The 20,400-nt window shown below is 43.1% G+C and carries 20 protein-coding genes and 2 riboswitches; of the genes, 16 read left to right on the forward strand and 4 right to left on the reverse strand.

Going from position 1 to position 20,400, the window contains the following annotated elements:
* Window position 1: 1 nt before the first annotated feature.
* Window positions 2-841: a mechanosensitive ion channel family protein gene (locus NE664_08595; GenBank protein MCQ4726716.1), complete on the reverse strand. Its 840-nt coding sequence runs from the start codon at window positions 839-841 to the stop codon at window positions 2-4.
* Window positions 842-980: 139 nt separating this feature from the next.
* On the opposite strand from NE664_08595, the gene NE664_08600 reads away from it, so the two are divergent.
* From NE664_08600 to NE664_08675, 16 genes are all read left to right on the forward strand, one after another.
* Window positions 981-1,682 carry a 5'-methylthioadenosine/adenosylhomocysteine nucleosidase gene (locus tag NE664_08600; protein ID MCQ4726717.1) on the forward strand — a complete coding sequence of 234 codons (702 nt, stop codon included), beginning with the start codon at window positions 981-983 and terminating at the stop codon, window positions 1,680-1,682.
* Between the two features lie 238 nt (window positions 1,683-1,920).
* Window positions 1,921-2,042: riboswitch (FMN riboswitch) on the forward strand.
* Between the two features lie 285 nt (window positions 2,043-2,327).
* Entirely contained in the window at window positions 2,328-2,933 is a 606-nt protein-coding gene (locus NE664_08605) for an ECF transporter S component (GenBank protein ID MCQ4726718.1), read from the forward strand.
* Between the two features lie 928 nt (window positions 2,934-3,861).
* Window positions 3,862-4,581 carry a DNA alkylation repair protein gene (locus NE664_08610; protein ID MCQ4726719.1) on the forward strand — a complete coding sequence of 240 codons (720 nt, stop codon included), beginning with the start codon at window positions 3,862-3,864 and terminating at the stop codon, window positions 4,579-4,581.
* A 22-nt stretch (window positions 4,582-4,603) separates the two neighbouring features.
* Entirely contained in the window at window positions 4,604-5,581 is a 978-nt protein-coding gene (gene prmA / locus NE664_08615; protein MCQ4726720.1) for a 50S ribosomal protein L11 methyltransferase, read from the forward strand.
* A gap of 4 nt (window positions 5,582-5,585) precedes the next feature.
* Window positions 5,586-6,314: a 16S rRNA (uracil(1498)-N(3))-methyltransferase gene (locus tag NE664_08620; GenBank protein ID MCQ4726721.1), complete on the forward strand. Its 729-nt coding sequence runs from the start codon at window positions 5,586-5,588 to the stop codon at window positions 6,312-6,314.
* A gap of 7 nt (window positions 6,315-6,321) precedes the next feature.
* Window positions 6,322-7,479: a cysteine desulfurase gene (locus NE664_08625; protein MCQ4726722.1), complete on the forward strand. Its 1,158-nt coding sequence runs from the start codon at window positions 6,322-6,324 to the stop codon at window positions 7,477-7,479.
* Window positions 7,480-7,504: 25 nt separating this feature from the next.
* Window positions 7,505-8,680, forward strand: a complete 1,176-nt coding sequence (gene thiI, locus NE664_08630) for a tRNA 4-thiouridine(8) synthase ThiI (protein ID MCQ4726723.1) — start codon at window positions 7,505-7,507, stop codon at window positions 8,678-8,680.
* A gap of 171 nt (window positions 8,681-8,851) precedes the next feature.
* Window positions 8,852-9,679: a divergent polysaccharide deacetylase family protein gene (locus NE664_08635; GenBank protein ID MCQ4726724.1), complete on the forward strand. Its 828-nt coding sequence runs from the start codon at window positions 8,852-8,854 to the stop codon at window positions 9,677-9,679.
* Window positions 9,680-9,682: 3 nt separating this feature from the next.
* Entirely contained in the window at window positions 9,683-10,216 is a 534-nt protein-coding gene (locus NE664_08640; protein ID MCQ4726725.1) for a Holliday junction resolvase RecU, read from the forward strand.
* A gap of 465 nt (window positions 10,217-10,681) precedes the next feature.
* On the forward strand, window positions 10,682-11,827 hold the full coding sequence (locus NE664_08645; GenBank protein ID MCQ4726726.1) for an acyl-CoA dehydrogenase family protein: 1,146 nt from the start codon (window positions 10,682-10,684) through the stop codon (window positions 11,825-11,827).
* Window positions 11,828-11,886: 59 nt separating this feature from the next.
* A complete protein-coding gene (locus tag NE664_08650; GenBank protein ID MCQ4726727.1) occupies window positions 11,887-12,678 on the forward strand; it encodes an electron transfer flavoprotein subunit beta/FixA family protein in 792 nt (263 codons plus the stop codon).
* A 44-nt stretch (window positions 12,679-12,722) separates the two neighbouring features.
* Entirely contained in the window at window positions 12,723-13,775 is a 1,053-nt protein-coding gene (locus NE664_08655) for an electron transfer flavoprotein subunit alpha/FixB family protein (GenBank protein ID MCQ4726728.1), read from the forward strand.
* 789 nt (window positions 13,776-14,564) lie between these two features.
* Window positions 14,565-14,741, forward strand: a riboswitch (Lysine riboswitch).
* 114 nt (window positions 14,742-14,855) lie between these two features.
* On the forward strand, window positions 14,856-15,851 hold the full coding sequence (locus NE664_08660; protein MCQ4726729.1) for an aspartate-semialdehyde dehydrogenase: 996 nt from the start codon (window positions 14,856-14,858) through the stop codon (window positions 15,849-15,851).
* A 25-nt stretch (window positions 15,852-15,876) separates the two neighbouring features.
* A complete protein-coding gene (gene dapA / locus NE664_08665; GenBank protein MCQ4726730.1) occupies window positions 15,877-16,758 on the forward strand; it encodes a 4-hydroxy-tetrahydrodipicolinate synthase in 882 nt (293 codons plus the stop codon).
* A gap of 440 nt (window positions 16,759-17,198) precedes the next feature.
* Window positions 17,199-17,951 (forward strand): 4-hydroxy-tetrahydrodipicolinate reductase, encoded by a 753-nt coding sequence (gene dapB, locus NE664_08670; protein MCQ4726731.1) that lies wholly within the window; start codon window positions 17,199-17,201, stop codon window positions 17,949-17,951.
* A gap of 61 nt (window positions 17,952-18,012) precedes the next feature.
* The gene (locus tag NE664_08675; protein MCQ4726732.1) at window positions 18,013-18,324 is read left to right on the forward strand and encodes a YbjQ family protein; all 312 of its coding nucleotides are present in this window, start codon (window positions 18,013-18,015) and stop codon (window positions 18,322-18,324) included.
* Window positions 18,325-18,390: 66 nt separating this feature from the next.
* Here the strand turns inward: NE664_08675 and NE664_08680 are convergent, their stop codons facing one another.
* The 3 genes from NE664_08680 to NE664_08690 all read right to left on the reverse strand — a co-directional run bounded on the left by NE664_08680 (window position 18,391) and on the right by NE664_08690 (window position 20,343).
* Window positions 18,391-18,672 carry a hypothetical protein gene (locus NE664_08680; protein MCQ4726733.1) on the reverse strand — a complete coding sequence of 94 codons (282 nt, stop codon included), beginning with the start codon at window positions 18,670-18,672 and terminating at the stop codon, window positions 18,391-18,393.
* A gap of 855 nt (window positions 18,673-19,527) precedes the next feature.
* Window positions 19,528-20,013, reverse strand: a complete 486-nt coding sequence (locus NE664_08685; protein ID MCQ4726734.1) for a cob(I)yrinic acid a,c-diamide adenosyltransferase — start codon at window positions 20,011-20,013, stop codon at window positions 19,528-19,530.
* Window positions 20,014-20,136: 123 nt separating this feature from the next.
* Entirely contained in the window at window positions 20,137-20,343 is a 207-nt protein-coding gene (locus NE664_08690) for a DUF6465 family protein (GenBank protein ID MCQ4726735.1), read from the reverse strand.
* Window positions 20,344-20,400 lie beyond the last annotated feature (57 nt).

Consider the following 20,400-nt stretch of genomic DNA (forward strand, 5'->3'; position numbering starts at 1 on the left):
TTTAACCCTCCTGTCTTTCCGCCATATGTATTGTACATTGAGGGAAAGGAATTGATATGTTTTCTTTATCAAGCCTGTTTTTGACAATCAGGCGTATGCCGCGCTCCACGCTGTAGTTTTCTTTAATGTGACATTCGGCAAGTATCCGTATCGTAACGCCGCTTTCTCCGAGATTGGAAACCCCCAGAACGGACGGCCTTTTTCTAAGGCCGCTTATTTTCTGCATTGCGCCGTCCATTTCGTCGTTTAAAACTTTAAGCACGCGTTCGAGATCCTCGTTGTAATCCACATCTACGTCCACAATGGCGTTGATAAATTCCTTGCACATGTTTGTAACTGTGGATATGTTCCCGTTTGGTATTATGTGCAGAGCGCCGTTTGCATCGCGTATTTGGGTTGTGCGGATTGATATGTCCTCAACCGTGCCGGTTACGTTGTTTATTATAACCATATCCCCTACGCCGAACTGGTTTTCGAGAAGTATAAAAAAGCCGGAAATTATATCTTTTATTACGTTTTGCGCGCCGAGGCCTATCGCTACCGTACCGGTGCCCAAAACCGCCGCAAGCGTTGCCGGAGGCACTCCGAAATTAACAAGCGCGGAACATACTCCCACAAACATGATTGTGTATTTTACAACGCTTGATATTACGGCTCCTAAGGTGGCGGCTTTTTTTGAATCTATATGGCGGCTTTCCGTCACCTTTGAATTGAATATGCCGGAAATGGCTTTTCCGCTTATTTTTATTAATATTGAACAGACGGCTATAATAATAATGCAGTATATTATTTTAACTGCCAAAGATGTCATGAAAGAGAAAATAAGTTCGGGCTTAATCATTTTTTCCTCCTTTAAAAATATCTCAAAGTAAATACGATTTTATTGTAAATGCCGGTTACTCTTGTATATTAGCATAAAAGTATGATAATATACAAATAATTTCGTAAGATTATGGAATACATTTAAAGGGGGACAAATAATGGGCGCTGTTGGCATAATTGGGGCTATGGAAGAAGAAATTGCACTTTTGAAAGATTCGGCGGAGATACTGACGGCCAAAAATGTTTTGGGGCTTGATTTTTATATTGCCAATCTCTGCGGTAAAAATGCGGTCCTTGTCAGAAGCGGCATAGGCAAAGTAAACGCCGCGGTTTGCACACAGGTTTTAATAGACCATTTTGCGGTTGACTGCGTTATAAACGTGGGTGTTGCAGGCGGGCTATATAAGGATTTGCGTATAGGAGATATTGTAATTTCAAGCGACGCCGTACAGCATGACATGGACGCTTCGGCCGTGGGGGACCCTATAGGCACGATACCGAGGATGGAAGAAAGCTTTTTCAAGGCGGACGCTGCCCTTATTGAAGCCGCGAGGAAAGCGGGGGAAGGGATTGACGGCGCCAATATTTATGTTGGGCGCATTGCAAGCGGCGACCAGTTTATAGCCGACAGGGATCGGAAAAACCGTATAATAAAATTGTTTAACGCTTACTGTGCCGAAATGGAAGGAGCGGCCGTTGCGCATACATGTTATCTGAACAGGATACCTTTTGTTGTAATACGTTCGATTTCGGACAACGCCAACGGAGAGGCTGGCATGGACTTTGCAGAATTTTCAAAGCATGCTGCGCTTAATTCGGCAAGGATTGTCGAAGCTATGGTAAAGGAACTGCAAATATAATCCGTACGGCCTGATAAAGAGGCGAAGGATTAGCGGAAGTTTGGCTTTTTATATCGGGAAACTTATTTATTAATGCGGCGGCATATACATGTGCGGCGCGTATTTGAGATGAAATATTTCGCGTTGTTATCGCGCTGAAAAATATATGGGATTTGCCATGAAAAATTTTACTTGCCGATTATACATTTTTGTGTTGACACGGCGGATAATAATGATATAATTGAGACATAATAGAATAACGGTTCTTCAGGGCAGGGTGAAATTCCCGACCGGTGGTATAGTCCACGAGGGCGTAGTTATACGCCTTGATTTGGTGAAATTCCAAAACCGACAGTAAAGTCTGGATGGGAGAAGAATGTGGCTTATGCGGTTTTATTTTGCCGTAGGCTGTCATGCTTTTTAGCGCCCTGATTTTTCAGGGCGTTTTTTAATGGGAACTTGTTTATTCTAAAAAATATTTTGATACCCGGAGGGGTCTGTTTAAAAGGCTGGGCGGGCATAATTTTAAGCTGTAAGCGGCGCGGGGTGCAGAGAATCCGGGTTGCGGCTGCCGTATGCCGGTAAGCGCATACAAAAGACATAGGCAGTACGGGTTCATGCGTTTAAGCGCAGCAAAAATTTAATATTTTTTAGGAGGAACTTAATATGGAAAATGCAGCGGCAGGGAGAAAACAAAAGTCAATGGATACTTCGAAAATTGTAAAAATAGGAATGTTAAGCGCTGTTTCGGTGGTGCTTATGATGTTTGAATTTGCGCTTCCGATATTCCCGTCATTTTTACAAATAGACATAAGCGATCTGCCCGCGCTTGTAGGCGCGGTGACGATGGGGCCGACGGCGGGCGTTCTTATAGAGCTTGTTAAAAACGTGCTTCACCTTTTTAAAACAAGCACGGCGGGGGTGGGCGAAGTTGCCAACTTCCTTGTTGGGATTGCGCTTGTACTGCCAACAGGCATTATTTACAAGAAACAAAGGAATATCGCGGGCTTTATAATGGGCGTCGGCCTTGGATGCGTGTTAATGGTTTTAACGGCATGCGCTTTCAATTACTATGTACTTATACCGGCTTATGCAGTCGCTTTCGGCATGCCGGTTCAGGCTTTTGTGGATATAGCGAACGCGATAAACAGTTCGGTTGTGGACTTAAAAACGCTTGTATTTTTTGCGGTCGCGCCGTTTAATATTATTAAAGCGCTTCTGGTGGGCGTTATAGGCTATCCTCTTTGTAAGCTTATGGATAAGGCGTTTTAAAAAATATAGATTTTGATGCGTTGGGCATTATGGGAAACGGTTTTTGTTATGATGACGGCCTTTGCGAAATGGAACGATATATTCGATTTACAGGGGCATACATGTTCTGCGGATTAAGCTTTTCCGTATTTTTAAATTTACCATTCGGATGAATTTAATCAAGAATGACGTTGGACACTGCGTTGCGGCAAGGCGTGCAGATATAATCTGGGCCCGACTTGTCGCAACGGCTGAAAGGCCGCGTAATTATACAAAATGCACGGCGCGGTATTAAAATCCGCTCTTTGAAAATGCAGGTAGCCAAGTTTCCGAAATGGTTTGAACAGCGGAATTTTATTAAACGAAATACCCTGCCATTATACAAAATATATGGCAGGGTATTAAAATCTGTTCCCTAAAAGTCTGTGTGCTGACGTTTTAACCTATGTTGGAGCAGCGCACGGCTGAATTTTATCAAGCGAAATGTATACGCCGCTGTTTCCGCGGGATTTGTGCATATATTCGCATGAAGGTTAAAAATATCGGACGGCGTTTTATACTGAGGGAACAAGAGTTTTATTTGGTAAAATGCCGGCGGCATGGAACGGATTTTCGCATTGTTTTGACGTTAGCTCTCACAGTAGGCTTATACGGGGAAAAGGAAATAAATTTTAATTTAAATATTGTATATATGGATTTTTAATAAGCGGTAAAACTTGCCTGAAGTTTTTCCGCCGGAACAATTTTATATGTTGCGCAAGGGGCCGAGGGCTTCTTTTTTTATTTTCAATTTTAAATTGCCAATAACGCCGCGGTGGTATAAAATTATAAAGTGGGATGCGGTTATCAAAACCTTTGGCAAGTAAGGTTATATTAGCCGTGCGTACGCGGGGCTGTCCGATTAAACGGGCGGATATGCGTTTGGAAACCAAAGGGAAACCGGGAGGTAATGATGGAAAAAGAAAAATGGAATAATACTATGTACGACAGGTTCAAAGAAAGCCTGTATTCCATGGCGGACGAGAAATATAAGGATTTTCACAGAAAGCTTGTTCCCGAAGGTTTGGGCGAAATAATCGGCGTAAGGTCGCCCGATATAAAGAAAACGGCGAAAGACATAGTTAAAAACACCGATTATGAAAGCTTCCTCAAAATTGCGGGATACGGCACATATGAGGAAACAATGGTGCGGGGATTTGTTATAGGCTATTCCAAAGCGGATATAATTACAAGGCTCGGATATCTTAAAGATTTCATTCCGCATATAAGCAACTGGGCCGTATGCGACGGTACTGCCGCCGCTTTCAAAGTTAAGCCGCACGAGATGGAAACGGTTTTTGAATTTATAAAACCTTATACCGAAAGCCGCATGGAATACGAACAGCGTTTGGCGGCGGTATTCCTGATGGATTATTTTATTACCGGGCAATATATAGACAGCGTGCTGCAAATATACGGCGGCATCAAAAGCGGCAGATATTATGTAAATATGGCCGTGGCGTGGGGAATAAGTGTCTGCTTTGTAAAATTTCCGGAAATAACAATGGAATTTCTGAAAAACAATGAACTTGATAATTTTACATATAATAAAGCCCTTCAAAAGATAATCGAATCAAACAGAGTAGACGCGGAAGTGAAAAATATAATCAGGGGCATGAAACGTAAATAGATTAGAATATTCGGAGGTTAAAATGGAATGGCTTGAAGTTTTTGTTGAAACAAGTGAAGACGGCATTGAGATAGTAAGCGGGCTTTTATACAGCCTCGGCGTTTCGGGCCTTATGATTGAAGATGAAAGGGAGTTTAAGGAATTTCTCGAAAATCCGAACAGGGAATGGGATTATATTGACGACGGCCTTGTTGAGGAAAAGTCGAAAAGGCATACGGGCATAACGTTTTTCGTAACGGACAATTTAAGCGGCCTTGAAACGCTTTCAAACGTTAAAAGCGCGGTTAAGGCGTTGAAAGAGCGGGAAAAGGAGTTTGATCTGGGAAGCCTTGAAATTACAATGAAAAACATTAGGGAAGAGGACTGGGCGAACAACTGGAAAAAGTATTTCAAACCTTTCCCTGTCGGCGGGAAGATAATGATTAAGCCAAGCTGGGAGGAGCTGGAGAGTGGAACGGACAGGGTTGTGCTTAATATTGATCCGGGACACATATTCGGCACGGGAACGCATGAAACTACCCAATGCTGTTTGGAACACATCGAAAATTATATAAAAGAAGGCGATAAAGTTCTTGACATAGGATGCGGGAGCGGCATACTGTTTATTGCAAGCCTTCTGCTGGGAGCCGGCGGGGCCGACGCCGTGGACATCGATCCAAACGCCGTTAAAATCGTAACGGAAAATGCCGAAAGAAACGGAATAGACCCGTCGCTTTATAATGTTTATGCCGGCAATATACTTGAGGACGAAAATCTTGCGGAAAAATTCGGCGGCAATAAATACGATATTGTAGAGGCCAATATAGTTGCTGATATTATTATCGCCGTATGCCCTATGGCGAGGAACTTTATCAAAAAAGGCGGCGTGTTTATATCGTCGGGTATAATAGACACAAGGTGCGCCGAAGTGGAAAACGCCCTCAGGGAAAACGGCTTTACGGTTTTGGATATTAAAAAGCGGAAGGACTGGCGGGCAATAGCCGCAAGGTTTGAGGGGTGACAATATGCCTAGATATTTTATTAAGCCGGAGGATATGCATGGCGAAACGGTTTTTATACGGGATGAGGATGCAAAACACCTGGGAGGCGTGCTGAGGGCGAAAGAAGGCGATATTGTCGAAGCGTGCGACGGCCGCGGCATGGATTATTCGTGCGTTATAAAAGAAGTGGGAAAGACGGAAATACTCATGGAAATAGAATCGGCGCGGCCTACCGAAAGCGAGCCTAAAACTAAAATAACGCTTTTCCAGGGGCTTCCGAAGGCTGACAAAATGGAACTTATAATACAAAAGTGCGTTGAAATAGGCGTTTGGCGGATTGTTCCCGTAGCGGCCGAAAGATCCGTTGTCAGGCTTGAGGGCAAGGACGCGGGCAAAAAGCTTGAACGATGGAGAAAGATTTCGCTTTCCGCGGCAAAGCAAAGCGGGCGCGGGATTATACCGGAAATAGGCGAAATAGTTTCGTTTAAAGAAGCCGTTAAAATGGCGGCATGCTTTGACGGGGCGGCGATACCTTATGAAAAAGAGGAGAAAAACGGCATAAAGGAATATGCCAATTCGTTCGACGGGTCAAGCCTAGGGCTTTTTATAGGCCCTGAGGGCGGTTTTGACGACAGGGAAATTGAATTTGCCGTTAAAAATAATATTTCCCCGGTTACTCTTGGCAAAAGAATATTGAGAACTGAAACGGCGGCTATGGTTTCCGCCGCAATACTGCTTTATGAATTGGGATGATAATAATATGGAAATTTATTTTGACAACGCCGCAAGTACAAAACCGACGAAATCCGTAGCCGAAACTTACTTGAAGGTAATGACGGAAAACTTCCAGAACCCGGCCAGCCAAAGCCGCGGCGCAATGGAAGCGGAAAATATTATAAGGCGTTCGGCCGCAAAAATTGCCGCCCTTATAAACGCCGCTCCGGAGGAAATATATTTTACTTCCGGCGGCACGGAGGGCAACAACTGGGCTATTTTCGGCACGGCCAAAGGATATGCGAGAAGCGGGCGGCATATTATTACAACGGCAGTGGAACATCCCGCCGTTACGGCCCCGTTTAAAGTTTTGGAAGGGGAAGGGTATGACGTTACGTTTTTGTCAGTGGACGGCGACGGGTTAGCGGACGTCGAGGAGCTTAAAAGAAGCATACGCCATGACACAATACTTGTGAGCGTGATATTTATAAACAATGAAGTTGGCGCGGTCCAGCCTGTGGAAGAAATAGGCGATATAATAAAGGGAATCAACCCCAATATAATTTACCATGTGGACGCCGTGCAGGGGTTTGGGAAAAAAGCCGTGGACGTAAAAAAATGGAAAGCGGATCTTATTACGGCGAGCGGGCATAAATTCCACGCCCCAAAGGGCACTGGATTTTTGTATATGAAAAACGGACTTAAAGTCAAACCGCTTATGTACGGCGGAGAACACCAGCGGGGACAGCGGCCGGGAACGGAAAATGCGGCGGGCGCCGCGGCTTTGGCGCTTGCCGCGGAGGAAAGCTGTAAAAACGCAGCTGAAAACGCTAAAAATATAATGGAAATAAAGGGATATATTGCATCGGAGCTTTTAAAAAGCATACCGGGTGCGTTTGTAAACGGGGATCTTGAAAAATCAAGCCCTTATGTGCTTAATATCGGATTTGAGGGACTGCGCGCTCCCGTGCTTATAAACGCCCTTGATGAAAAAGGGATTTGCGTTTCGGCAGGAAGCGCGTGCAGCAGCAGAAAAAAAGTGCAGAGCCATGTGCTGGAGGCTATGGGGCTTAACGACGACGAAATAACGGGCAGCATACGCATAAGCTTTTCGCGTTTCAGTTCCATGGATGAAGCGGAGGCGTTTGTTTCGGCCGTTAAGGAAACAGTCCCGTTTTTAAGAAGGTTTAACAGGAAACGGTAATTTTTAACAGGAGAATTTTCATATTATGGAAGAAAAAGTTTTGATAGTAAAATACGGCGAGATTGCAATGCGCGGAAACAACAGGAGGCTCTTTGTAACAAAGCTTGTTGAAAATATACGGCGCAATCTTGACGGGGAAGGCGATTTTTATATAGTTCGCGAGCAGGGCAGGCTTGTGGTTGAAAGCCGCGGCGGGGAAATGGAGTTCGACCGTGTAATACCAAAAGTAAACTGTGTTTTGGGAATACTCGGCGTCTGCCCGGGAGTAAGGGTCAAGGACCAGTCTATGGAAAATTTAAGGGAAACGGCGTTAAATCATATGAAAAAATTTTTCGGCGGCAGGGAAATGACGTTTAAGGTTGTTACAAAAAGGAGCAATAAGCTCTTCCCGCTTACATCAAACGAAGTTTCGGCAGACATAGGCGGGTATATACTTGAAAACATGCCCGGTTTGACGGTGGATATCCACAGCCCGGATGAAACGCTTTTCGTAGAGCTAAGGAACGACGCGTATATATATTCAAAATTTATAAAGGGTTTCGGCGGCCTTCCGTACGGATCTTCTGGAAAAGGGGTTTCGCTCCTTTCAGGAGGAATCGACAGCCCGGCGGCAACTTTTATGATGGCTAAAAGAGGGGTGGAAGTGAGCGGCGTCTATTTCCATTCCCCGCCGTACACAAGCGAAAGGGCGAAACAGAAGGTGTTGGATTTGGCTTCCATAATTTCCAAATATACAGGCGGATTTAAGCTTTTTGTAGTGCCGTTTACGGATTTGCAGCTGTATCTGCTTGAAAACGTGCCGGAGGATAAGCTTACAATATTCTTAAAGCGTTCCATGATGCGGGCGGCGGAAAGGATTGCAAAGAAGGAAAACGCATTGGCTCTTATAACGGGCGAAAGCGTAGGGCAGGTTGCAAGCCAGACAATACACGGCCTTAACGCAATCAATGCGGCGTGTACAATGCCTGTGCTGCGCCCGCTTTCAGGTATGGACAAGCAGGAAATTGTCGATTTGGCAAAAGAGATCGGAACATTTGAAACGTCTATACAGCCCTATGAGGACTGCTGTACAATATTTGTAGCGAAGCATCCGGAAACAAAACCGAAAACAGAAGTTATAAATAAGATTGAAAGCAGGCTTTCGCTTCTTGAAAGCTATATTGACAAGGCGGTAGCGGATGCGGAAGAATTTGAGCTTTAAAAAACTTAATCGAAACGAGGATATGCAAAGGCATGATTTTTTGGGCGTTTAATTTCCAGCATTTACGGAACTTCCGCCCAAAACGCCGGCAAAATATTTACAGCCCCGGACACGCATATATTATTTTGCGGAAAATAAATATATATTAAAGATTTAATAAGGGGCATTGGAATGTTTTTTAAAAATAAGAATAACATAAAGCTGGTTATTTTTTACGCCGGGGTGTTTATATTTTCGTTTGCGGCGGCTACGGTTTCATTCAACAGGCGCGCCGTTACGGCTATGGGCCAGGGCGGGGAGAAGGGATGCGTCGCTATAGTTATAGACGATTTCGGCTACGGGGGCGAGGGCACCGAAGAGATGCTTGCCTTAGATATACCGCTTACATGCGCCCTGATGCCGTTTTCAAAGGAAAGCGCCGAGGACGCAGAAAAAATAAGGGCCGCCGGAAAAGACATGATAATACATATGCCTATGGAAAGCACGACGGGAAAGAAAAGCTGGGTGGGAGACAAAGGGCTTTTTTTGAATATGACCGACGATGAAATACGGATGCGTCTTGAAGAAGCTTTTGATGCGGCCGAAGGCGCCGTGGGCCTGAACAACCATATGGGCTCGGCCATAATGGAGGATGAAAGGTGCCTTTCGATAGTTATGGATGAAGTTAAAAAAAGGGATATGCTGTTTTTGGACAGCAGGACCACACCGGACTCAAAGGCGGAAGAACTAAGCAAAAAATTCGGAACATGCCTTTTGGGACGCGACGTTTTTCTTGACAGCACGGACGATATAGAAGTTGTGAAGGATAGGCTTAGACAGGCGGCGGCTATAGCCGAAAAGAACGGGGCGGCAATAGCCATAGGCCATGTGGGGCCGGAAGGCGGCATGGTTACCGTTGACGCAATTAAGGAGCTTAAAGAAGAAATAGAAGGAATGGGAATAAAATTTGTTACTATAAGCGAAATGAAAAATATACAGTGCGGCAGTTCGGAGGGTTAAAATTTGGGATACTGGTCTGCAAGAGGCCTAAGGGGAAGCGCCTTAGAAGATATAATTAATTTTACAAACAGTTATTACAGAAGCAGGGGCCTTGCCGTTGTACAAAAGATACCCACGCCTATTACGCCCGTTGAGGTTGACAACAAAAAGCATACTATAAAGCTTGCTTATTTTGACAGCCAAAGCACCGTTGATTACATAGGAATGGCGCAGGGGGTGGGCATATGTTTTGACGCAAAGGAAACTTCCAAGAAAAGCCTGCCTGTTCAAAACATTCACGAACATCAAATTTCTTTTATGGAAGAATTTTCAAAACACGGCGGAGTATCGTTCCTGCTTGTGCATTTCAGCGCGGCGGGAACATATTTTTTCCTGCCCATCGAAGTTTTAAGGCAGTATTGGGCGGACGCGCGCGGCGGCGGAAGGAAATCAATACCGTTTTCGGCCTTTGAAGAACGGTATGAAATATCCATGAAACAAAACGGCGTCTTAAACTACCTTGAAGCCGTAAACACATACCTTATGCAAAAAAAATAAAGGGATTTGCGTTATTGGTACGTTAATGACGAACACATTAAGTAATAATGCTACTTTTATTAAGCGCGCGGCGTAGTATGTTCCGATAATGGTTGTGGAAACTGTACAAAAAGGGAAAAACCAAGAAATATGTATTGACAAATTTATGTCAGAGATATAAAGTAGGGTTATGGATTAGCGCTGTAGACAGGACAGTTTTGTGAATGGATTATCACAATTTCATCTTGCAGGAGCATAATTTTTATATGCCGGGTTCTTGTTTTGGCCTTTAAAATCACTGCACACAATAATACTTTTCAACCGGAGGTAAGGCTGTGTGTTTATTTTTGCCAATATATTTCGCATACCAACTATTTTGATTGAAAATATAGGACTGGCGTATAAAAGCGTTTTCAGCGCTCTAAACCAATGCTGAATAATCGGACAGATTATCAATAAAATATTATTTAACAGGAGGAATATGTAATGGAAGGTTTCAAATTAACAAAAACACAGTTGCTTGCGCAGCAGTTATTCCGTAATTTCGCGGAAAACGAAATCAAGCCTATAGCTAAAGAAATGGACGAAACAGAGGAATATTCAATGGACCTTGTTAAAAAGCTCCAGAAATGCCACATGTTCGGTATTCCTTTCGCTAAAGAATACGGCGGCGCAGGCGCCGACGTGCTCACTTACACATTGGCAATGGAGGAAGTTTCAAAAGTTGACGCTTCAACAGGCATCACACTTTCTGTACATACTTCGCTTTGCTGCCCATGTATCAATGAGTTCGGTACGGAAGAACAGAAACAGAAATTTTTAAGGCCTCTTGTAGACGGCACAAAGGTTGGCTGCTTCGGCTTAACAGAGGCTAATGCCGGTACAGACGCCGCAGGCGTTCAGACAACCGCCGACAAAGACGAAAACGGCAACTACATCATAAACGGCCAGAAAATGTTCACAACAAACTCAGGCTTTGCAGATACATTTATCGTATTCGCGCTTACAGACAAATCAAAAGGCCCTAAAGGCATGTCGGCTTTCATACTCGACAGGGATATGGAAGGCCTTACAGTAAGCGACAACATCGAACGTATGGGTATCAGGGCCGCATCAAACTGCTCTGTTAACTATGAAAACGTTGTTGTAACTCCCGACAGGCTTCTCGGCAAAGAAGGCCAGGGCTATAAAATCGCCATGACAGCTCTCGGCGGCGGCCGTATCGGTATCGGCGCTCAGTCTGTAGGTATCGCGCAGGGCGCTCTTAACGAAGCTATCAAATATATCAAAGAAAGAAAACAGGGCGGCAAGCCAATCAGCAAATACCAGAACACACAGTTCAAAGTTGCCGAGGCACAGACAAAGATCGACGCCGCAAGGCTTATGGTTTGGAGGGCGGCTACAGCTAAGGACAACCATGAAAACTATGCGCCTCTTGCCGCAATGTGTAAATTATTTGCATCTGAAGTTGCAAACGACGTTACTCGCCTTTGCGTTCAGTTAATGGGCGGTTACGGCTACTGCCGCGAGTATCCTGTTGAAAGGGCTATGCGCGACGCTAAGATTACAGAAATCTATGAAGGTACTTCAGAAGCTATGAAGATGATTATCTCAGGTTCTATGAAACTTTAATAAATACCTTCAGCGTTTAACGTAAAATATATTAAAACTATTTGGAAGGAGAACTTAGAATGAAAATCGTTGTATGTATTAAACAGGTTCCAGATACTGTAGAAGTAAAGATAGACCCAAAAACAGGAACACTTATCAGGGACGGCGTTCCAAGTATCATTAACCATGACGACAGGACAGGCATTGAGGCCGCTTTAAAATTAAAAGAAGAAATCGGCGGCACAGTTACCGTTATTTCCATGGGACCTCCTCAGGCAGACGTTGCTTTAAGGGAAGCCCTTGCTATGGGATGTGACGAGGCTTACCTTGTTTCCGCAAGGGAATTCGGCGGTTCCGACACATATGCTACAAGCGGTATCCTTGCAGCGGCTCTCAGGAAAATCGGTTATGACGTTATTATCACAGGACGTCAGGCTATCGACGGCGACACAGCTCAGGTTGGCCCACAGATCGGCGAAAAACTCGGTATTCCTCAGGTTTCATATGTTCAGGAAATCAAAGAAGTTAAAGAGGATCACCTCATTGTTAACAGGCAGTTTGAAGACGGATACCACATCATCAAAATCAAAACGCCTTGCCTTCTTACAGCAATCGCTGAACTTGCGGCGCCTCGTTATATGACTGTAAGCGGTATCGTTGACGCTTATGAAAAAGAAATCAAAATCATCGGCTTTGAAGAGCTTAAAGACGACCTTGAACTCGATATGATTGGTTTAAAGGGTTCACCAACTAACGTATATCAGTCCTTCACTAAAGAAGTTAAAGGTGCGGGCACAATCCTTAAAGACGTTTCAGTTGACGAAGCTGTTGCAGCTATTATGTCTAAACTTGAAGAAAAGCACATCATCTAATAAAAATTTCGGTTGATATATAGAGAATAGGAGGGAACTCTACAATGAGTAAAGGTATTTTTGTAGTAGTTGAACAGAGAAGCAACAAGATTCAGAATGTTGGACTTGAGCTTATTGGCGAGGCTACAAGGTTAAAAGAGGACTTAAACGAAGACGTTGTTGCCGTATTATTAGGAAGCGAAATCGGCGGCCAGGTTGATAAATTATTCCATTACGGCGCTGATAAGGTTATCCTTATCGACCACCCAATGTTAAAAGAATATGTTACGGAGCCATATACAAAGGCCCTTACGGAAGTTTGCAAACAGTATGATCCGCACATTATGCTTTTCGGCGCGTCATCAATCGGCCGTGACGTTGCGCCTCGTCTTGCAAGCCGTATCAGGACAGGCCTTACGGCAGACTGCACAGGCTTAAGGATTGCTAAAACAGATGAAGAATTAGCTAAAGAAGAAGCTTTAGGAAACAACGATCCTAAGAGGGCTCTCCTTATGACGCGTCCTGCTTTCGGCGGAAACATCATGGCTACGCTTATGTGCCCTCGTACAGTTCCTCAGATGGCTACAGTACGTCCGGGCGTTATGAGAAGGATTGAAAAAGACACAACAAGGACAGGCGAGCTTATCAAGATGGACGTGGCTTTCACAGACGCTGATATGAATGTTGAAATCCTTGATGTTGTTAAAGCTGACAAAAAAGCTGTTGATATTACGGAAGCTAAAGTTCTTGTATCAGGCGGACGTGGTATCGGAAGCGCAGACGCGTTCAAGATGCTTCAGGAATGTGCTGATCAGCTCGGCGGCGAAATTTCCGCTTCAAGGGCAGCTGTAGACGCAGGCTGGATTGAAAACAGCAGGCAGGTAGGCCAGACAGGTAAAACTGTACGCCCTGACCTCTATCTTGCATGCGGTATCTCAGGCGCTATCCAGCACGTTGCAGGTATGGAAAACAGCGATCTTGTTATCTCAATCAACAAGAACGACACAGCAGCTATCTTTAACGTATCAGACTTAGGTATCGTAGGCGATGTTAAGGTTATCCTTCCTAAGTTAACAGAAGCGCTTAAAAAATACAACGAAGCAAAAGAAAACAACTAATAAATATTTGGGACAATCCCATTTTGCCCGGCCGGTATTTAACGGCCGGGTTTTTATCTGAAATGAGATTAGTTTCGGTTTACAAGGGCACACACGCTTTTAACGGACGTTAGAGGCGCAATAGCCGCGTTAAAGCCGCCTTGCCATAGGAGCCGCTACGCCTGCGCGTTTTTGCCCTGCTCTTAAGCCGCTAACGTCCGTTAAAACTCTCAGACCCTCACAAGGGAAAAATTTTTTGCAGTTCAAGGCGTATATGCGCCGGCATAGCGGTTCCTGCGGCAAGCTTATGCAACACAGAAATGCGGAAAATTTTTCCTTGTGTGGCGTATGCGCCCTTGTAAACCGAAGCTAAGATTATAAAATACAATATAATATTGAGTTTTATAGTTAGGAGCGGATTTTATGCCGGTTAAAACCGTATGCGCCATTGTAAACCGAAGCTAAACGAATTTAAAACATACGCTTTTGGCATGAATAAACAGCAGTCCAACATGCCGTTCAGAAAAACTTATACTTAAAAAATTCAGGAGAAACGTCATAAATAATTTTTGCATATATAAAATAATTAGGCGCTTTTATCAGATATATTTTTTCGGCGGACTTATATAAAGTTTGAATATTTTTAGCATCCCCAAATTGCGTATTGCAATTTAATATTTTACATATCAATATTATTGTTTGTTTCATTTTAAAGGCGGAAATGTTTTTTATACGTAAGAAATATTATGTTTTTGCAAAATATTTACTTAAATAATTGACAGCCTTATTTTTTAATGATACTATAACCTTATTAAAAGTAGAGGCGCGTTTTTCATCAGTAGATATATGGATGCGGCAGGGCGCAGAGGACATATATCAAAAGGGAACAATGCCGAAGGCGGGACATCCCCTGTGGTTTTCTGTCTGGTTGCTCAGGTTAACAGCCTGGCGACTGTCATCATTTATTGATGGAGAGCTACTAAGTTTATCAATTAAATCAGCGGCATTGATACGCCGCGCAGTTATTGTTAAATTTAGCCGGCTTTCCGCCGGTTTTTTTATTAGCCGGATAAAATATAATATATTACAGGAGTGATTTTTGTGAAAAAGGTAAATTTGGCTGTCGTAGGCGCCACAGGTATGGTAGGGAGGACTTTCCTTAAAGTTTTGGAAGAAAAACAGCTTCCGATAGAAAACTTCTATGTTATGGCTTCCGCCAGGAGCGCAGGCCAGAAGCTTACTTTTAACGGCAGGGAATATATTGTTGAAGAGTTAACCGAACATTCCTTTGACAAGCCTATTGATATAGCGCTTTTTTCAGCAGGCGGAGCGACAAGTGCAAAATTTGCCCCGATAGCGGCGGAGCACGGATGTATTGTTATTGACAATTCGGCCCAATGGAGAATGGATCCAAACGTACCTCTTATTGTTCCGGAAGTAAATCCGGAGGATATTTCGTGGAACAAAGGTATTATTGCAAATCCAAACTGCTCTACAATACAGGCAATGGTTGCCTTAAAACCGCTTGACGATAAATATAAAATCAAGAGAGTCGTGTATTCTACATATCAGGCCGTATCAGGCGCCGGCGTTGCCGGATGGCAGGATCTCGAAAATGGCCTTAAAGGCGAAGCGCCTAAAAAGTTCCCTCATCCGATAGCCAACAACTGTCTTCCGCACATAGACGTTTTTATGGATAACGGCTATACTAAGGAAGAAATGAAAATGATTTGGGAAACAAGGAAGATATTGCATAACGAGAATATGAAAGTAACGGCAACAACGGTTCGCGTGCCTGTTTTCGACAGCCACAGCGAATCCATAAATATTGAATTTGAAAATGCGTTTGATATGGCGGATCTTGTGGAAACGCTTAAAAATGCGCCGGGTATTGAAATTAAGGACGACGTTAAAAATAACGTATATCCCCTTGCCCTCGACGCAGCCGGCAAAGACGAAGTTTTTGTCGGACGTATCCGCCGCGACGAAAGCGTTGAAAACGGCGTAAACATATGGGTCGTAGCAGATAATATCCGTAAAGGCGCGGCGACAAACGCAGTTCAGATTGCACAGGAAGTTATTAAAAACATGAAGTAACATTTATTTATCAGGGGGGAAATTTATGTCAATATTTAAAGGTTCGGCAGTTGCAATCATAACGCCTTTTAACGACGATTTAACGGTAAATTACGAAGAGCTTAAAAGGCTTATAGAATTCCAGCTTGAAAACAAAACGGATGCAATCGTTATTGCCGGGACAACGGGAGAGGTTCCCGTTTTGGACGATGAAGAACAGTTCAAAGTAATTAAATTTGCGGTAGATGTTGTAAATAAGAGGGCGCCTGTTATCGCCGGGGCCGGAAGCAACGTTACAAGCCATGCCGTAGCTCTTGCACAGGGAGCCGAAAAAATGGGCGCCGACGGACTTCTTGTGGTTACGCCTTACTATAACAAAACAACGCAGAAAGGCCTTGTAAACCATTATAAGGCAATTGCTGAAAGCGTTAATATTCCAATAATACTTTACAGCGTTGCAGGACGCACGGGAGTTAACATTGCCCCTCAGACAGTCCTTGAACTTTCAAAAATCAAAAATATCGTAGCGATAAAAGAAGCGAGCGGCGATATTTCACAGATTGCCAAAATTGCCCAGATGACGGGGGAAGATTTTGATATATATTCCGGCAACGACGACCAGACGCTTCCGATGCTTTCCCTCGGTGCAAAAGGCGTTATATCCGTTTTGGCTAACGTTATGCCTAAGACAGTGCATGATATATGCGAGAACTATTTTAACGGGAATGTTGAAGAAAGCCGCAGGCTTTTCCTTGATACGCTTAACCTTGCAAACACGCTTTTTATAGAGGTTAATCCTGTGCCTGTAAAGAAGGCCGTTAACCTTATGGGATTTAACGCGGGCCCTACTGCCCCTCCTTTATATCCTATGGAAGAAGGCAACCTTGAAAAACTTAAAAAAGAAATGGAAGTGCACGGATTAATTTAATCAGGCGGCATAAGCCATGCAGATTTTATGCGGCAGGTTTCCGATTGATATTGTCGGCGGCGGATTTTCCGAATTCGAAGCGAATAACAATGTGGTTTCAGAACGCGTTTTTATAGGATGACGAAGCGGACATGAGCATCGTTTACACCTTATGCGGGCTTTAAAACCTATTACAATTTCAAATGGAATTGATCCGGACGAAAGTTATGATAAAACCCCTTTTATAAATAAAAGGGGTTTGCTGTATAAATAAAGGCTTATGCTCCGTTATACATTTTTAAGCGCATGAGGTTTGTGTCCGTATCCATAACACGACGGCATATTCCTTTTGACGCCGTTATCATAACAGGGCTTAATAGACGATGGACTTAAAATACGCTTTAATATTGAAACGGATGTAAATTCCTTTTTTATGAAAAAATATAATCAGAGGTGAAAAAATGATAGATATAATACTTAACGGCTGCGGCGGAAAAATGGGAAAGGTTGTAGAAAGCATAGTAAATAGCGACGAAAACTGCCGCATCGCTGCCGGAATAGATCCGGGCGACGTCAAAGCCGAATATCCGGTTTTTAAATCTCCGGAAGAATGTACCGTTAAAGCCGACGTTATAATAGATTTTTCTACTGCTTCCGCCGTACCGGGACTTTTGGATTTTTCGGCGAAAAGCAAAACGCCCGTAGTGCTGTGTACAACGGGCCTTTCTGATGAAATGATTAAAAACGTTGAAAAAGCATCAAAGCAGGTAGCCGTACTTAAAAGCGCAAATATGTCGGTTGGCATAAATCTTATACTTTCGCTTGTGCAAAAAGCGGCGGACATACTTTTTGATTCGGGCTTTGACATAGAAATAATAGAAAAACATCATAACCAGAAGATAGACGCCCCCAGCGGCACGGCAATAGCAATCGCCGATTCAATAAACGGCGCTTTGGGAAATAAAATGGAATATATATATGACCGTTCAAAAACGCGTGAAAAAAGGGCGCGCAATGAAATAGGCATGCATGCGGTGCGCGGCGGCACCATAGTAGGCGAGCACGACGTAATATTTGCCGGCAAAGATGAAATCATTACTTTAAGCCACACTGCAATGAGCAAGGAGATATTTGCGGTAGGCGCCGTTAAAGCCGCAAAATTCCTTGCGGGAAAAGGCGCGGGCCTTTACTCCATGAAGGACGTTATGGAATAAACTGCCGTAATATAATAAATTTATATATGACAAACTGCCCAAAATAAAGGAGGTTATCCGTATGCTGTTAGTTACAACCGAAAATATCTCGGGAAAAGAGCTTAAACATATAGGCCTTGTAAAAGGATCAACTATACAGACAGTGCATTTCGGAAAGGATATAGGCGCATCGTTTAAAACGCTTATAGGCGGCGAGCTTACAAGCTACAACGAAATGATGGAGGAGGCGCGGGAGATTGCAACGGAAAGGATGATTGATGAGGCTGTACGCCTTAAGGCCGATGCCGTTGTCGGCGTGCGTTATTCCACAAGCAGCGTTATGCAGTCTGCCGCAGAGGTTATGGCATACGGCACGGCGGTTGTTTTCAAATAATAAATAACGGAATATACTAACTCAAAAAGGCACAGCCGCTGTAGGCTGTGCTTTTTTAAAAGAATATCAATGCCAAATTTTTATAATAACTATATATGTAAGTATGGCCAGCATTATAAAAAAAGCGGCTTTTCCGAATATGTTCATTCGATGTCTGTCATAACGGAAATAATTATACAGCAGTACCGCTTCTATTATAACTGTAATTATAAAATAAAACGTAGGGGCAAACTCATTCAATACTTCATTTTTTCCGTCATATATTACTGTTTGCAGTATCATATATGCGAGCGTACTAAGCGGGATAATCCCAAAATATTTATATCTGTTGTTCGATTTCTTATCCATATAAAAACCTCCTTTTATGCTATAGACACGTTAGCTTCAGTTTACAAGAGCGCACACGGTTTTAACGGACGTTAGCGGCGCAATAGCCGTGTTAAAGCCGCTTGCCGTAGGATCCGCTGCGCCTGCATGTCTTTACCTTGCTCTTACGCCGCTAACATCCGTTAAAACTCTCCGACCTGACAAGGAAAAAATTTTTTGCAGTTCAAGGCGCATACGCGCCGACATAGCCGATCATATGGCAAGCGTATGCAACGCAGAAATGCGGAAAATTTTTCCTTGTGATGAGTGTGTGCCCTTATAAACTGAAGCTAATACTTATCCATAAAATATCATATTAGTATTATAGCATAACTGATTTTATATGAAAATACATATTAAGGCTGTCTTTATATTTTAAATTTGATGCAGGCAAACGCCTGAATAAAAAAGTTGAAATAACAAAAACGGATATATCGGCTTAAAAACTCTTTCTCAGTACCTATTGTTTTCGTTTTAAACATACGTTATCTTTGCGCCTGTTTTCTGTTCCGATATATCTTGCCGTTAACATTTCCCATAAAATTCATATATCTGTCAAAAAAGTCCGAAATCATACTGAAAATTGAGGCGATCCAAAAAACCGAAATACATATCGACTGCCTATATCGCCATATAAAACCTATTTTTCTCTTAAAAGAAAAAATTTCTGTACCGTTTATTTTCCGCAGTATATTTTATGATTAATGCCGTATGTAAAAAATCCCCTCATCTGAGGGGATTTTTTACATAGCTGAATTTATATAATACTTTTATTTATAACCGTATTATCAAGGAGCTTAATTATAACCGGTATCACAGCCTTGAACTGCGGGAGGATCATTCCTCCGGCTTTTTATCAATATTTATGCTGTATACATAATCGCAGCAGTCCGCAAGCTTTTGACTGCCTGCATTGCCTGTGATTATAATCTGCATATACGCGTTGCTTTTAAGCATTTCAACAAGCTCGTCTTCGTCAATAAGCCCGCTTTTAACGGCGTCTGTCACGCCGTCAAGTATAAGCATATCGCTTTCGCCTGTTTCAATTATCTTCCTGCTGAAGTTTAAGGCAAGCTTAACTTCGTTTTTAAGCTCGTTGCCGTCGGCATGGTCAAGGCTCTCCCTGTTTTTTTCAAACCTGAACGCCCTGAAATCGGGTTCCAGCTTTTTAAGCGGTATATATTCTTTGTTATGGTTATAATCGAGAAACTGTACCATAACAACGCTCAGTCCTTCGCCAATCGCCCGGACTCCCTGACCTATGGCAAGCGTAGTTTTGCCTTTGCCCTCGCCGTAATACATGTAAATATTTCCGTTATGCATAATAAACAGCACCTCCGGCATTTAAAGCCCGATAAAATAAATATACGAAACTATGGCGCAGGAAATAAGATATTATCAGCCTATCCTTTGTAATCACAATTCTGTCCGCCCCGTTACTATTTATTATAAACAGTCAATATGGAAAGACCCCTTTTCAACGCTGTTTATAACGTAATAAAACATACCTTCATCGCCGTTAAAATATATGTCAATTTTCTTGATGTCCTTCACTTTGCCGCCCGTTTCTTTCCAAAGGGCTTTTACTTTGTCAACAACTGTTTTTTCATCGGCTTTTGCGCCCCTGAATTCAACATAAAAATTTACAGCCATTTCACATCCCCCCTATTTATAAAAACACTATAAAGTGTACTAAATTAGGAAACAAAT

The sequence above is a fragment of the Anaerotignum faecicola genome (assembly GCA_024460105.1).
Lineage (GTDB): Bacteria > Bacillota > Clostridia > Lachnospirales > Anaerotignaceae > JANFXS01.

Coding starts and splice junctions, on each gene's coding strand:
- NE664_08595 (MCQ4726716.1), bottom strand. CDS start 841: ATGATTAAGCCCGAACTTATTTTCTCTTTCATGACATCTTTGGCAGTT.
- NE664_08600 (MCQ4726717.1), top strand. CDS start 981: ATGGGCGCTGTTGGCATAATTGGGGCTATGGAAGAAGAAATTGCACTT.
- NE664_08605 (MCQ4726718.1), top strand. CDS start 2,328: ATGGAAAATGCAGCGGCAGGGAGAAAACAAAAGTCAATGGATACTTCG.
- NE664_08610 (MCQ4726719.1), top strand. CDS start 3,862: ATGATGGAAAAAGAAAAATGGAATAATACTATGTACGACAGGTTCAAA.
- prmA (MCQ4726720.1), top strand. CDS start 4,604: ATGGAATGGCTTGAAGTTTTTGTTGAAACAAGTGAAGACGGCATTGAG.
- NE664_08620 (MCQ4726721.1), top strand. CDS start 5,586: ATGCCTAGATATTTTATTAAGCCGGAGGATATGCATGGCGAAACGGTT.
- NE664_08625 (MCQ4726722.1), top strand. CDS start 6,322: ATGGAAATTTATTTTGACAACGCCGCAAGTACAAAACCGACGAAATCC.
- thiI (MCQ4726723.1), top strand. CDS start 7,505: ATGGAAGAAAAAGTTTTGATAGTAAAATACGGCGAGATTGCAATGCGC.
- NE664_08635 (MCQ4726724.1), top strand. CDS start 8,852: ATGTTTTTTAAAAATAAGAATAACATAAAGCTGGTTATTTTTTACGCC.
- NE664_08645 (MCQ4726726.1), top strand. CDS start 10,682: ATGGAAGGTTTCAAATTAACAAAAACACAGTTGCTTGCGCAGCAGTTA.
- NE664_08650 (MCQ4726727.1), top strand. CDS start 11,887: ATGAAAATCGTTGTATGTATTAAACAGGTTCCAGATACTGTAGAAGTA.
- NE664_08655 (MCQ4726728.1), top strand. CDS start 12,723: ATGAGTAAAGGTATTTTTGTAGTAGTTGAACAGAGAAGCAACAAGATT.
- dapA (MCQ4726730.1), top strand. CDS start 15,877: ATGTCAATATTTAAAGGTTCGGCAGTTGCAATCATAACGCCTTTTAAC.
- dapB (MCQ4726731.1), top strand. CDS start 17,199: ATGATAGATATAATACTTAACGGCTGCGGCGGAAAAATGGGAAAGGTT.
- NE664_08675 (MCQ4726732.1), top strand. CDS start 18,013: ATGCTGTTAGTTACAACCGAAAATATCTCGGGAAAAGAGCTTAAACAT.
- NE664_08680 (MCQ4726733.1), bottom strand. CDS start 18,672: ATGGATAAGAAATCGAACAACAGATATAAATATTTTGGGATTATCCCG.
- NE664_08685 (MCQ4726734.1), bottom strand. CDS start 20,013: ATGCATAACGGAAATATTTACATGTATTACGGCGAGGGCAAAGGCAAA.
- NE664_08690 (MCQ4726735.1), bottom strand. CDS start 20,343: ATGGCTGTAAATTTTTATGTTGAATTCAGGGGCGCAAAAGCCGATGAA.